The sequence below is a fragment of the Pseudomonas sp. URIL14HWK12:I12 genome (assembly GCF_003097135.1).
Taxonomy (GTDB): domain Bacteria; phylum Pseudomonadota; class Gammaproteobacteria; order Pseudomonadales; family Pseudomonadaceae; genus Aquipseudomonas.
The window spans coordinates 107,335-120,607 of the sequence record NZ_QEQL01000002.1 but is presented as its reverse complement, the minus strand read 5'-3'; the positions used below and the strand labels follow the sequence as shown (position 1 = coordinate 120,607).

Below are 13,273 nucleotides of genomic sequence, written 5' to 3'. Positions count from 1 at the left end.
GCAGGGCTTCAGGATAGGCGCAAGCGAGGACCGATCACGATGAAATTCTGCAGCCAGTGCGGCAACACCGTTACCCACCAGATCCCGCCGGGCGACAACCGCCCGCGTTACGTATGCAGCCACTGCGCGCATGTCCATTACCAGAACCCCAATATTGTCGCCGGCAGCGTGCCGGCCTGGCAGGGCCGGGTGTTGCTGTGCCGGCGCGCCATCGAGCCGAGGCAAGGCTACTGGACCCTGCCCGCAGGCTTCATGGAAAACGGCGAGAGCCTGGAGCAAGCGGCGCGCCGGGAAACCCTTGAAGAGGCCTGCGCGCACTTGGGCCAGGCCCAGCTCTATACCCTGTTCGACCTGCCGCACATTAATCAGGTGCACGTGTTCTTCCGTGCCGAGATGGCCAGCGAACACTTCGAGGCAGGCCAGGAGACGCTGGAGGCGAGGCTGTTCAGCGAACAGGAGATTCCTTGGGCAGAGCTGGCTTTCCGGACGGTCGCGCGTACTTTAGAATGCTTTTTCGCAGACAGGCTGGCCAATAGCTACCCTGTTCGCAATGAAGTGCTGCCGCCGTTGCCCTTACCGCCGGCGGATTCCTGACAGCCCGTTTTCGGGGGCCAAGGCCCCAGGGTTCTGCTTCGATGCGTACGTTATTCGCTGTTTTCGCTGTGCTCGCCTTGCTGAGCGCACCCTGGCCTGCCATGGCCGCCTTCACCGAAACCATCATCACTCGGCCGCTGGCCAAGCCTGTGCCACCTCCAACGGCACCGCCGCAAGCCGCGCCCGTTCCGCTCAAGAGCCACGGGCTGATCGACAAGGTGGTGGTAATCAAGTCCAGCCGCCAGCTCCAGTTGATGAGCGCAGGCGTGTTGATGAAGAGCTATCGGGTATCGCTTGGCAAACAGCCCAGGGGCGCCAAGGAGCGCGAGGGTGACCGGCGTACTCCCGAAGGGCTCTACTGGGTCGATTGGCGCAAGACCAGCGACAAGTTCAACCTGGCCATGCATATCTCCTACCCCAATGCCGCCGACCTGGCCCGGGCCCAGCGAGACGGGGTCAAGCCCGGCAGCATGATCATGATTCACGGGACGCCGATCAACGAAGAGTACCCGGAATGGTACTTCGCCTCGTTGGACTGGACTGATGGCTGCATCGCCATGACCAATTCCGATATGCGTGAAGTCTGGGGGCTGGTGAAAGATGGGACGCTGATCGAAATCAAACCCTGACGTAGGAAGCGCCCTACAGCAAATAGTCGGGTTTCCTTCAGACGCATCAGAACCTTCCTAACTCAATCGAATACCTGAAAGTTTATTGTTCATTCGAACGAATAACTTTCAGGTGTCATCCGTGCATGCCGTTTACACCCTTTTGATCGCGGGGGCGCTGGCATTGTGGCCAACGCCCTCGGCCGCCGACCAGGGCTCGAGCAACGCCTGGCAGCAACTGGATGCGTTCGCGCGGCAGCGGGATCGCGACGAGCTGGAGAGGCGCCAGCGCCAGTTGCTGGCACCCGCGCCCGCTTCGGCGCCCCAGGCCAGCAAGGCACCTGGCCGCTGCGAACCGATCCAGGGCCTGCGGCTGCACGGCAATCGGCTGCTCAGCGACGCCCAGCTACGCCTGAGCGCAGCCCCCTACCTGGCGCCCTGCATGTCGCCAGTGGCCATCAATCAAGTGCTTGAGGCAATTACCGCGCAATACGTGCTGGCCGGCTACATCGGCGCGCGGCCGTACCGCCTGGCGCCGCGCGAGTTTGGGGGGCCGCTGCAGGTGCTGGTGGTGGAGGGCGAGGTCGAGGCCGTGGAGGTCACTGACCCAGACCTGCCCCTTTCGCTGGGCAACGCCTTCGGCACCCTGCCCGGCAAGCCCCTGCACCTGCCAACCCTCGAGCGCGGGCTCGACCAGCTCAACCGCCTGCGGGTGCTCGACCTCACTGCCGATCTGCTCCCCGGCCAGCGCACCGGCGGCACTCGCGTCCGCCTCAGCCCCCTGAGCCACCCGCCGCGCGCCTGGCCCACGGTGCTGCTGGACAACCGGGGTTCGGCCAGTAGCGGCCGCAACCGCGCCCTGCTGACGTTCAACCTCGACAGCCCGGCACGCTGGAACGATGCCCTGGTACTGGGGGTGCAACGCACGCTGCCGGCCGGCCCGAATTTCAACCGTAGCTATTTCGGCGGCTACAGCGTGCCGCACGGGCCCTGGCAATTGAGCCTGAATGCGGCCCGCTATGCCTATCGCAGCCGTAGCCCCGCCGCCCATGGCGCAGTCGTCAGCCAGGGCAGCGGCACGGTGTATGGCGCAGCGCTGGAACGCCAGCTCTGGCGAGACCGCAGCAGCCTGTACAGCACCACCCTGCGCGCCACCCACAAAGCCATCGAAACGTACGTGCAAGGGCGCCTCAGCGGGCTGCAAAGCCCCACCTACAATAGCCTCGGCCTGCAGCTCGATGCCTTGTGGTCAGGCCACGGCCAGTGGAACGCGCAACTGCTGTACAGCCGGGGCCTGGGCGGCTGGCGCGCCGACGACGGCATGCCACGCCAGGGCCCGGCATCGCCCAGCGCCACGTTCGGCCTGTGGCGCACCACCCTGGGCCATACGCGCAGCGGCCGGGTGTTGGGCCAGAGGTGGCACTGGGGCAGCCAGCTCGGTGCCCAGTACACCCGCGCCACTCTGCCGGGCCCCGACCAGCTCTACCTGCCGGGCGACCTGAGCTTGCGCGGCTTCCGCGACCTGCCCGCCAGCTTCGACCGCGGCGCCTATTGGCAGAACACCCTGAGCCTGCCACGCCCGCTGCCCATGGGCCTGGCCCTCGTACCCCGCGTGGGGCTGGACATTGCCCAGGGTGATGGCCGCCGAGGCCAGCGCGGTGAGCGCCTGGCGGGTACCGCGCTGGGCGCAAGCCTGAGCCGCGGCGAGTTGGCCATGAGCTTCGACTACCACCACCCCCTCTACCGCCGCCAGGGCGAGCGGCCCACCGGCTACTGGCAATTGCAGTTGCAGGCCCGCCTTTGAAACGCTCCTCAAGAAGAAGAAGGAAACCGCCCCATGAAACGCAAGCACCCGACCCGTGTCCCCTCGAAGCTTGCCCGCGACCCCCTGCGCTGGGCGATCGCCACCGTGCTGCTGGCACCGGCTGGGGTATCGGCCCAGGGCATCGTGCCGCAGGCCGGCCCTGGGGGCACACCGCAAGTGGAGCAGCACGGCGCCACCGCCCTGGTCAACATTGCGCCGCCAGTCAACGGCACTTCGCACAACCAATATCTGGGCTATGACGTCAGTGCCGGTGGCGTGGTGCTCAACAACGCCACCGCCGCCGGGCAATCGGTACTGCTGGGCGAGCTGGGCGCCAACCCGCAGTTCAACGGTGCAGCCGCCGGCATGATCATCAACGAAGTGGTGGGCAGTGCTGCCTCGCGCATCAACGGCCCCCAGGAGATCTTCGGCCAGGCCGCCGACTATGTACTGGCCAACCCCAATGGCATTCACATCAATGGTGGGCGGCTGATCAACGCACCGCAAAGTGCCTTCCTGGTAGGTACGCCTGAGGTGGTCGACGGCCGGTTGGTCGGGCTGAACACCTTCGATGCACCCGGATTTCTACAGGCCGACGGCGCGGGCCTTTCCAGCGACGGTGCCGTGCGGCTGATCGCGCCACGGGTCGACATCAATGGCGCAATGGAGCTGCCCGGCGAGGTAACGGCGATCATCGGGCGCAACCGCGTTTCTACCGACGGCCAGGTACTGGAAACCCACCAAGGCGGTGAGCAGGCAATCGACGCACAGTTGCTCGGCGCCATGAAGGCCGGGCGGATTCGGGTGATCAGTACCCGCGAAGGCGCCGGCGTTCGCATGGCCGGCGCCCAATTCATAGGCCAGGCCGGGGTCGACGTGGAGTCCGCCGGCACCCTGGACATTGGCGACACACAGGCGCTCACCGGCATTGCGTCTACCGCCGGCGACGTCAACTTACGGGCCGACGGCGACCTGACCATTACCTACGCCCACCTGGCCGGGCGCGACGTCCGCGGCCGCACCGGCGGCAACTTCAGGCTGCAGCCGGGGCAGCACCAGAGCGAAGAGAAGTCGTGGCCCGAAGACTGGGATAGCCAATTCCTGGGCATAGTCACCGAACGCTACCTGGTGAGCAAGCAGACCCAAAAAACCCAAGTTCTGGAGTCGGTCGTCACCGCGAGGAACAACCTCAGTTTCGAGGCCAAGGGCAACCTCGACGTGATAGCCGCCGACCTGAAGGCCGACGGCGACGCCAGCCTGACCAGCGGCGGCGACCTGCGGCTGGACGCTGGCACCCAGCGGGTCGATAGCCGGACCCAGACCTATCACCGCAAGCACCTGTGGTCGAGCAAGCGGGACGAGCATGATACGCAGGAACAGAACGTGCCCACACGGCTGGAGGCACGCAACATCACAATGAGCAGTTCCGGCGACACCCAGGTGCGGGGGTCTGTGGTCAAGAGCAGCGAAAACACCACCATCAGCGCTCGCAAACTGGTAGTCGAAAGCCAGGTGCTTAACGGCGAAGAGGGTTACACGGAAAAGGCCGGCGACGTGCTGGGCGGCCTGGTCTCCAAGCGCCGCGCCGACAACACCGGCAGCAGCCAAACCCATGCCGGCAGCCGTGTACACGCCGATGGCACGCTCAGCGTTACCGCCGACGAGATGCTGATCAAGGGCAGCCAGGTTCACGGCGCCCGAGGTGCCGAACTGGTCAGCGGGAAAGGCACGATTTCGCTGGAAAGCAGCCACAACCTCGTGCTGAAGCACAAGGACGAGAGCCAGGGGGCGATGTACGGGCTGACGGGCACGCGCGACGACACCCGCCAGCGCACCGAGCAGGCGGTGCGCAGCGAAGCAGGCTCGGGAACCAACCTCACCCTGAAGGCAAAAACCGATACCAACATCACCGGCGCACAGCTGGCTGCCAAGGAAGCGGTCAACGTCCGGGCCGAAGGCGACGTCAAGATCGCGCCAGACATCAACCGCGACCAGCTACAGAGCCAGGTGAGCGACCGCCATTTCGTCGCCACCGCCCAGCAGACCCAGGAGGCCGAAGACAACAAAGCGGCCTCCAAGCAATGGGCTGCCGAAGTGGGGTTGCAGCAGGTCGATACGCGGGCAAGCACCGAAGCCAAGACCGTGCAGCGGCCGACCATCGAAGGCGCCAGCGTTGCCATCACCGCCGGGAAGACCTCGACGCTCCACAGCGCCGACATCACCGCCCATCAGGGCAAGGTGAATATCGACGGCAAGCAGGTCGTACTCGGCAGCACCAGCGACAGCCACAGCAAGACGCAGAACACCCGCACCACCGGCGGCGGCATCGGTGTTACCGCCGGCATGGACCGCAGCGGCAGCTATTCCTGGGGCGCCCATGAAGCGACCGATATCCGTGAACAACGCACCGTCGCCCAGACCACCCATATCTCCAGCAAGGCCGATACCCAGCTAACCGCCGATCACGGCAAGGGCCATGTCCAGAACACAGGCGCAAACGTCGAGGCGGGCGGCGTCGTAGAGGTCAATGCTGCCAGCGTGAATAACGTTGCCGCGCGCGATACCGAGGAGAGGGCCGAGGCGCGCAAGGCGAGCAAAGGTACCGCCGGGCTCAACATCGAAACCCGCTTCCTGACCCGGCCGATCGAGAAATACCTCACCGGCCAAGACCAAACGGTGTTCCAGAAAGGTGTCGAGGAGGCGTTGGAAGCGCCTAGCCTGGGGATCGACTTGGCCGGCAGCCATACTTCCCGCCTGGAGGAAACCGCCCGCGATACCGCGCGGGTCAGCCAGTTCGAGGGCAACACCGTGCAAGCGCAGGTGCACGGGCACCTGAAGGACGAAGGCACCGTTTACCTCGCCCGGGAAGGCGCCGTGGGCATCCGTGCGCGCAGCCATGAGGCCAGCGCCGCCCACAACAACGAAACCAGCCACATCAAGCGCCTGGACGTCGAAGGCTCGGGCCGCCTGGACACCGTCACCAGCACCGACGTGAACGGCCGGCTGATGGCATCGGGCGGCTCTTTCGAGGAGGAAAAAACCAGCTCGGCCGCAGTACCGGCGTTGATCGATGGCGCACAGGGCATCGCCATCCAACTGGGCACCGACGGCCGCTACGAAGGCACGCACTTCAATAGCCATGAAGGAGTAACGACGGTGCAGGCTAAAGGCTCAATCACCCTGGATCAGGCCAACGACACCCAGAAGCAAACGACCAGCACCCTCGACGGCTTCGGCTGGGGGCGGTTGGGCACCTCGCCGGACAAGGCCCGCAATATCGGCGCCGGCGGCGCACTGACCTACGACCAGATCACCCGAGAAGCCAGCGTGGGCAGAGGCGTTGACCTGCAGGGCAAGCAGGCGCAGTTCCTGGCCGGGGGCGATTTCCGCTCTGAGGGGCTCAGTGCCGGCAGGGAGCAGCCACTGGAGAAAGTCCGGATCGAAGCCGGTGGCAAGGCCAACCTCGGCGCCGGGGTCAACACCTCCAGCGCACAAGGCCAGCGGCTCGGTGGCGGGATCCAGGTGAGCACTTCCACCGCACCGGGCAGCCTCGGCGGCGGCCTGGGCGGCCACTTCGACGCAGGCCGAACCCAGGAGCGGGTTCGGGAGGAAACCCACAGCGCCCTCGATACCCAGCACCTTCAAGTGATTGCCAACGCACGGAGCGCTGAAGCCGTGCGCCTGGATGGCGTGCAGGCCAATGCCAGTACGATCGACCTGCAGGCACCCAATGGCGGCATGCTGGTAGACGCCGCCACCCGCACCGAGCACAAAGGCAACCTGGCCATCACCGCAGGCCTTGGCGCCAACACGCTCAAGACCGGCACCAAAGACACCGACACTTCGGGCTTGCATGCGCGCTTGAAGGTGAAGGTCGACAACCTCGACAGCACCACCCACACCAACGCAAGCCTGAAGGCGGACGGGGTCAACCTGGTCAGCGCGGGGGATACCCACCTCAACGGTGTGGTCATCGACGCCAACCAGGTAACCGGGCAGATCGGCGGCCACTTGCAGGTGGCCACCCGCCAGGACCGGGTCAAGGGCACCGAGGTGAACGTTGACGGGCGCATCAGCCAAGAGCACAACCCGCAAGGCTTGCTCAATGCGGTTTCTGCCGTGGCCGGGCCGTTCGCGAACAAGGTCGGCAACCACGCCGCCGGCATTCGCAAGCTCGACGCCAACACCAGCCCGGGCATTTCCGTAGACGTTGTACGCACCGACCGCACCACGGCCGCGCAGCAAACCATGGTCAGCGGGCGTGAAGGTGTCAGCCTGGAAGTGGCAGGCACCACCCACCTCTCCGGCTCAGTAATCAAGGCTGCCCAGGGGCAAGTGGCGCTGGCCGAGGGCAAGGTCCAGCAACATGACCTGAGCGGGCGCGACTATCGCTCGGACCTGAGCATCAATGCCTCCAACTCGCCCACCGAGTTGCTGAGCACCGTGCTCAACGAAGCCACTTCCGACAAAGGCGCCCAGGCCGCGCAGGACCAGCACGTCAATGCCGGCTTCTACCGCAGCGGCGGGCATGACACCACTGAAGTGCTCAAAGCGCAGATCGAACAGGCCTCACGCTGATTTCGCCTCAACTTCCGGCCCTTGGCCGGCGCCCTCCCCTTTCCCCGGCAGCCTGGCCTTGGCTATGCTGCCGGGTATCCACCCTCCAGGCCTCGTTCCATGCCCATCACTTTGATCACCGGCTGCTCCAGCGGCATCGGCCTTGCCACCGCCCGCGCCCTGAAGGCCGCCGGCCACAGCGTATGGGCCACGGCCCGCTCGCCCGAAGATGTCGCGAGGCTGGCCGCCGAAGGTTTTGTTGCGCGCCAGCTCGATGTGACCGACAGCGATACCGTGCAAGCGCTGGCCGCCGAACTGCCCGAGCTGGACGTGCTGATCAACAATGCCGGCTACGGCCTGATCGGCCCGTTGCTCGACATGCCCGACGCAGCCCTGCGCGCCCAGTTCGACACCAACCTGATCGGCCTGCTCAGCATGACCCGCGCCTGCCTGCCGGCGCTGCGCCGTCGCCAAGGGCTGGTGGTGAACATTGGCAGCGTGTCTGCGCTGATGGTCACGCCTTTCGCCGGTGCCTACTGCGCCTCCAAGGCGGCTGTGCACGCGGCCAGCGATGCCCTGCGCATGGAGCTCGCGCCCTTGGGCGTGCGGTTGATGGAGGTGCAGCCGGGTGCCATCGCCACGCGCTTCGCCGAACAGGCCGGCCTTCAGGCTGAGCAAGTCATTGATGAGCAGTCGCCCTGGTGGCCATGGCGCGAGCAGGTGCGCAAACGTGCCCAGGCTTCGCAGCAGCACGGCGCGGCGCCCGAAGCGGTAGGCCGGGCCATCGCCGATGCGCTGAACCGCGCCCCCCGTGTGCTGCGAGTGGGCAACGGCAGCCGGGCTTTGCCTTGGTTGGTGCGCTGGCTACCGGGCCCTTGGCTCGACCGCATCCTGAGCCGGCGTTTCGGGCTTTAAGTTCGGGGCTTGACCACCACCGTACAGCTGGTACCCGCCGCCAGCAGCATCCCCTCCGGCACCTGATCGATATGAATCCGCACCGGCACCCTTTGGGCCAGCCGCACCCAGTTGAAGGTTGGGTTCACATCGGCCACACCCTCACGGCTTTGCGGGTTGTCACGGTCGTAGATGCCGCGGGCGATGCTCTCCACATGGCCCTGCAGCACCTCGCCGCTCATCATCTGGATCTCGGCTTCATCCCCTACCTTCACGTGCGGCAGCTTGGTTTCTTCGAAAAAGCCATATACCCAGAACGAGTGCTCGTCCACCACCGCCATGCGTGGCTCCCCGGCATGGGCGTAATCACCCGGGTGAACGTTGAGGTTGGTGACGAAGCCATCGACCTGCGCGCGCACCTGGGTGCGGTCCAGGTTCAGTTGCGCGGCGGCCAGCTGCGCCTGGGCCTGCTGGTAGTCGGCCTGAGCGGCGCTGGCCAGGGTGCTAGCATCGTCGCGGCTCTCCTTGGAAATCACCAGCGCGTCCATGTCGGCGCGCCGGCTGGCGTTGGCTTTGCGCATCTCCCAGGTGGCCTTGCGCGAGGCGACCAACGCCTGGGCCTGGGCCACGGCGAGGCGGTAGTGTTCAGGGTCGACGCGCATCAGCACATCACCTTTTTTCACCTGCTGGTTATCGCGAACCGGCACCTCGACCACGTAGCCGGCCACATCGGCCGCCACGTTGATGATGTCGGCGCGCACGCGGCCGTCGCGCGTCCAGGGAGTGTCCATGTACTGCACCCAGAGGGTGCGGCCCAGCACCACGGCCAGGGCCAGGATCAACAGGGTGCCGAGCAGGCTGAACAGGCTTTTCATGGGGCGTCTCTTCAGTGGTAGAGCGGCAGCGCCAGCGCGCTGCACAGGCAAACGAACAAGCACAGGCGCAGCAGCGCCGGATGCCAGAAGTAGCGGTACAAATCCAGGCTGGACAACCAACGGTCCAGCGCCCAGGCAAGGCCCATGGCAAGCAGGAACAACACGGTGAGGCTGGGCATGTACAAGCCGTGAAACGCGATTTCACGCGGCATGAGGGGCTCCGTGGTGGCCGAGCTCGGCCAGGGGTGAGCGAGGGTCGAGCAGGCTGGATCGGATGAAATGCAGGTAGCTCTGCACCCGCCGTAGCACCGAGGTATCGAAGTGGCGGGCGAAGGGCTCGTCGGCCGCCTGCACTTCGGCGATGGCCTGTTCCAGCACGCCCAGGCTGCGCTCCAGGTTCACGGCGCTGGGCTGGATGAACAGCCGGATCAACGAACGGCCCAAGGCGCGAATCCCCTGCCGCCAAGGCTGGCGCTCATGATAGGCCGGGTGGATCGGCAGGCCGTCCTGCTCACGGCGTAGCTCAATGATCGCGTGGCCGATCTCCAGCACCGTGAACATCCAGCGCAGCAGAGAACGCTGCACTTGCGGCTGGCCAGCCGAAAGGCCGTAGGCCTGATGCACCAGGTCGCGCACGCGGCTGTCGAAGCCGCTGCCCAAGTGCAGGCCTGGGCCGCTGATGGCAAACACCACCAGGCCACGCAGATCCTGCTCGAGCCTGCGCCACAGCCAGCGGCTGTTGGGTGGCAGGATGATCGCTCCGGCAGCGGCGCAGAAGAGCATCCCCAACAGCATGCCGAGGTAGTCGTTGACGAAGGCATACGGGTCGAACAGCGTGAGGTTGCCCGGTACCGATCCGATCGAGAAGAAGATCAGCAACCCCATCCCATAGCCCACCCACTGTGGCCTGGAGGCCAGGAAGGCGCCGAACGCCAGCACGGGTGAAAGCACTAGGCACAGCAGCGGGAAGCCGTCGATCTGCGGGTACACGAAGAACATTTCGACGAACCCGGCCAACGCGCCGAGGCACGTGCCGCAAGCCATCTGGAAGGAGAACCGGCGGGGGTTGGGGGTAGCGGCCGACAGGCCCACCGTCGCGGCAGCCACCAAGGTCATGGTTGCGCCGCTGGGCCAGTCATTGAGCAACCAGAAACTGCCCAGCGCCAGTAACACCAGCGCGCCTCGCACGCCCGACGCTATGCAGGCCCACAGGTTGGTTTGCGCGCGCCAGGGTTCGCGCCACTGTTCGCGAGCATGGCGGTGTTCGGCCAGTGAACCGTGGGTTTCGGCGTAGCTGTGCAGCTCCAGCACGAAGCGGTAGAGCAGCTCGAAGGCAGTGTGAAAATCCAGCAGGTCCGCCTCGCTTGGCGCGCGCGCCAGGAACAACTCGCGAAGGCGCCTCACTTCGTCGGTAAAGCCCGCTTTATAGCCCTCCAGGGCCAGAACCAGGCGCTGGGCATCGCGGTCGGTCAACGCCCGGCCACAGAAAGGCTCGAGCAGGCGTGTCAGCGCGAGCAATGCCGGCTCGAGCGCCGCACGCACCTGGCCATGGTCGTGAATGCGCTCCAGCAGTTGGTGCAAGGCATTGAAACGGGTGGTGATGCCCATGAACTCGCTGTTCAGGCGGCTGACCCGGCCAGAGCGGTGACGCATGTGCGGGTCTTCGAAGGCGGTAATCGAGCGCAGGCTCTCCAGGCCCACGGCTTCGGCGATCAGGCGCACGTTGACGCTTTCGAAACTGTCACGCTGGCCCTGCCCACTCAAGTGCTGCACCACGAACGCCGCGAACACGCCAAAGCGCTGGTAGAGCGCATTACGCATCGCTGCGCTGGACGATTGCGGCAGGATGGCGGCGCTGACGAAAGTGGACACCAGCAAACCCAGGCCGATTTCCAGCACTCGCCACACCGCCGCCATGAACGCCCCTTCGGGGTGGTTCAGCACCGGCAGCCCGACCATCGCCGCGGTGTAGCCCGCCAGCACGAACCCGTAACCGCGAAAGTTGCGGTGGCGCTGCGCCCCAGCCGAACAGAGCCCCACCCACAGCGCCAGGCTAGGCAGGAACAGCTCACTGTTCTGCGGGAAAAGCGCGAACAGCAAAACCGTTACCGCCGAGCCTGCGATCGTGCCGAGCAGTCGATAGAAGCTTTTGGCGAACACCTGGCCACTCTGCGCCTGCATCACGATAAACACTGTGATCATCGCCGTGCGCGGCTGCGGCAGTTCCAGGCGCATCGCCAGCCAGAGCGTGGCGAACGCAGCCAGCAGCACCTTGAAGATAAACACCCAGGTAACCCCATCGGTGCGAGCCCACGCCAGCAGGCTGCGCCGCCAGGGCAATGCGAGCAGGCTCACGGGGCGGCCACCGTACTTCTCAGGCGATCCATGGCTGAAAGGGCAGCCGGCGTGGCGGGGGCTTGAAGCGAGCGCGGGTCGGGCGCGTCGTCGCCCGCCTGCACCCCCCCGCCCAGCGCACTGACCAAGCGGGCCTGGGTACTGAGCTGCGCTGCCTGCACCTGCTGCTGCACTCGCTGCTGCTGGAACAATGCAGTCTGGGCGTTGAGCACGCTCAAGTAGTCGGTCAGGCCACGACGGTAGGCCGCCAGGGCGAGGTCGAAGGTGCGTTGGGCGCTGGCCACAGACTCGGCGGCAAGGCCGGCCTGCTTGTGCATCGACTCGCGCCGCACCAACTGGTCTGCCACCTGCCTGAGGGCCTCGACCAGGGTTTGTCGATAATTCGCCACGGCCTGGTCATAGCCGGCACTGGCGGCGCCCAACTGGCCGCGCAAACGCCCGGCATCGAAAATGGGCAGGCTCAGCGCAGGGCCAGCGCTGTAGCTGAGCTTGCTGCCGGTCAGAAATTCCAGCATGCCGCCACCGGTGGCCATGTAGCCGAGGCTGCCGGCCAGGTTCACGTCCGGGTAGAAGCCTGCCTGGGCGACCTGGATGCCACGCGCCTGCGCCGCCACCTGCCAACGCGCGGCGACCACATCCGGGCGCTGGCCGAGCAGTTGCGCTGGCAATCTGGAGGGCAACGGCAGGTCGCGGCCAAGGCGCATACAGGGGCGCTCAAGCCCTTGCGACGCGCCCGGCCCCTGCCCCGCCAGCGCTGCCAATTGGTGGCCGGCCAAGGTGATGCTCTCCTCCAGCGCGTCGAGCTGGCGGTGGGTTTCAGGCAGTGGCGTTTGCGCCTGGCTGACTTCGAACTGTGTGCCGATACCGTGAGCCAGCCGCGTGTGCGCAAGGCTCAGGATCTGCTCCTGCTGGGCCAGCGTCGCTTGGGCGATGTCGCGTTCGGCGTATGCCAGCGCCATGCGGATATACACCTGCACCATCGCATCGACCAAGGCCAATTGCGCTTGGCGGGCCTGGGCAACGCGCTCATGCACAACGTCGAGCGCCTGCTCGCTGGCATTGAGCTCACGGCCCCAGAGATCGAGGTTCCAATTGAAGGCTAAACCTGCGTTGTTGTCCCAGGTGGTGTCGCCGGCCAGCGCCCCGGGCCCATAGAACTGATCGGCCGGCCAGTTGCGCCGCTTGAGTGCAGCCGTGCCGGCCACTTGCGGCCCTTCGGCCGCCTCCACGGCACCCGCCAACGCCTGGGCTTCGCGCACCCGCGCCTGAGCCAGCGCCAGGCTGGGGCTGCCGGCCAGCGCTTGGGCGATCAACCGATCGAGTTGCTCATCACCATAACCTTGCCACCACTGCTGCGCCGGCCAGCGAGCATCTTGCTCAGCGTTGTGCACGGCGGCGCCCGCAACGAGCGTGTCAGGCTGAGGAATGCTGCTATGGGGGGCGATCCCCCCGGTGCCGATGCATCCGCTCAGGGCAAGCGGATACGCGCAGAAGGCCAAAGCCTTGAGCTTTCGAAATGTACGCAGGGGCACAACGACGCCTCGAGAAAGAGGTGGGGGCAGGAATTGGGGCCGATTCTAGAGCGG

Annotated in this window: 8 protein-coding genes and 1 pseudogene; 5 read left to right on the top strand and 4 right to left on the bottom strand. The window is 66.0% G+C overall.

Annotation, left to right across the window (positions count from 1 at the left end; genetic code table 11):
* Positions 1–39: 39 nt before the first annotated feature.
* The 5 genes and pseudogenes from F474_RS07535 (at position 40) to F474_RS07515 (ending at position 8,478) form a co-directional block, all read left to right on the top strand.
* Positions 40–594, top strand: a complete 555-nt coding sequence (locus F474_RS07535) for an NUDIX hydrolase (RefSeq protein ID WP_097088724.1) — start codon at positions 40–42, stop codon at positions 592–594.
* Positions 595–803: 209 nt separating this feature from the next.
* Positions 804–1,223, top strand: a pseudogene (locus tag F474_RS07530) (murein L,D-transpeptidase family protein); the annotation flags it as partial.
* A 121-nt stretch (positions 1,224–1,344) separates the two neighbouring features.
* Positions 1,345–3,006 (top strand): ShlB/FhaC/HecB family hemolysin secretion/activation protein, encoded by a 1,662-nt coding sequence (locus F474_RS07525; RefSeq protein ID WP_125483371.1) that lies wholly within the window; start codon positions 1,345–1,347, stop codon positions 3,004–3,006.
* A gap of 33 nt (positions 3,007–3,039) precedes the next feature.
* Entirely contained in the window at positions 3,040–7,584 is a 4,545-nt protein-coding gene (locus F474_RS07520) for a hemagglutinin repeat-containing protein (protein WP_097088718.1), read from the top strand.
* A gap of 99 nt (positions 7,585–7,683) precedes the next feature.
* Entirely contained in the window at positions 7,684–8,478 is a 795-nt protein-coding gene (locus F474_RS07515) for an SDR family oxidoreductase (RefSeq protein WP_097088716.1), read from the top strand.
* On the opposite strand, the gene F474_RS07510 is transcribed toward F474_RS07515, so the two are convergent.
* The 4 genes from F474_RS07510 to F474_RS07495 are packed head-to-tail and all read right to left on the bottom strand — an operon-like array spanning position 8,475 to position 13,219.
* The gene (locus F474_RS07510) at positions 8,475–9,332 is read right to left on the bottom strand and encodes an HlyD family secretion protein (protein ID WP_097088714.1); all 858 of its coding nucleotides are present in this window, start codon (positions 9,330–9,332) and stop codon (positions 8,475–8,477) included. The genes F474_RS07515 and F474_RS07510 overlap by 4 nt on opposite strands.
* Positions 9,333–9,343: 11 nt before the next feature.
* Complete coding sequence (locus F474_RS07505; RefSeq protein ID WP_097088712.1) at positions 9,344–9,544, bottom strand: DUF1656 domain-containing protein; 201 nt, start codon at positions 9,542–9,544, stop codon at positions 9,344–9,346.
* A complete protein-coding gene (locus tag F474_RS07500; protein WP_097088710.1) occupies positions 9,534–11,687 on the bottom strand; it encodes an FUSC family protein in 2,154 nt (717 codons plus the stop codon). The genes F474_RS07505 and F474_RS07500 overlap by 11 nt, the downstream gene beginning before the upstream one ends.
* Entirely contained in the window at positions 11,684–13,219 is a 1,536-nt protein-coding gene (locus F474_RS07495; protein WP_097088708.1) for an efflux transporter outer membrane subunit, read from the bottom strand. Before F474_RS07495 ends, F474_RS07500 begins: the two co-directional genes overlap by 4 nt.
* Positions 13,220–13,273: the final 54 nt, after the last annotated feature.

What these genes read in the sequence shown, in the direction of transcription:
- F474_RS07535 (WP_097088724.1), top strand. Translation starts at nt 40, where the DNA reads ATGAAATTCTGCAGCCAGTGCGGCAACACCGTTACCCACCAGATCCCG.
- F474_RS07520 (WP_097088718.1), top strand. Translation starts at nt 3,040, where the DNA reads ATGAAACGCAAGCACCCGACCCGTGTCCCCTCGAAGCTTGCCCGCGAC.
- F474_RS07515 (WP_097088716.1), top strand. Translation starts at nt 7,684, where the DNA reads ATGCCCATCACTTTGATCACCGGCTGCTCCAGCGGCATCGGCCTTGCC.
- F474_RS07510 (WP_097088714.1), bottom strand. Translation starts at nt 9,332, where the DNA reads ATGAAAAGCCTGTTCAGCCTGCTCGGCACCCTGTTGATCCTGGCCCTG.
- F474_RS07505 (WP_097088712.1), bottom strand. Translation starts at nt 9,544, where the DNA reads ATGCCGCGTGAAATCGCGTTTCACGGCTTGTACATGCCCAGCCTCACC.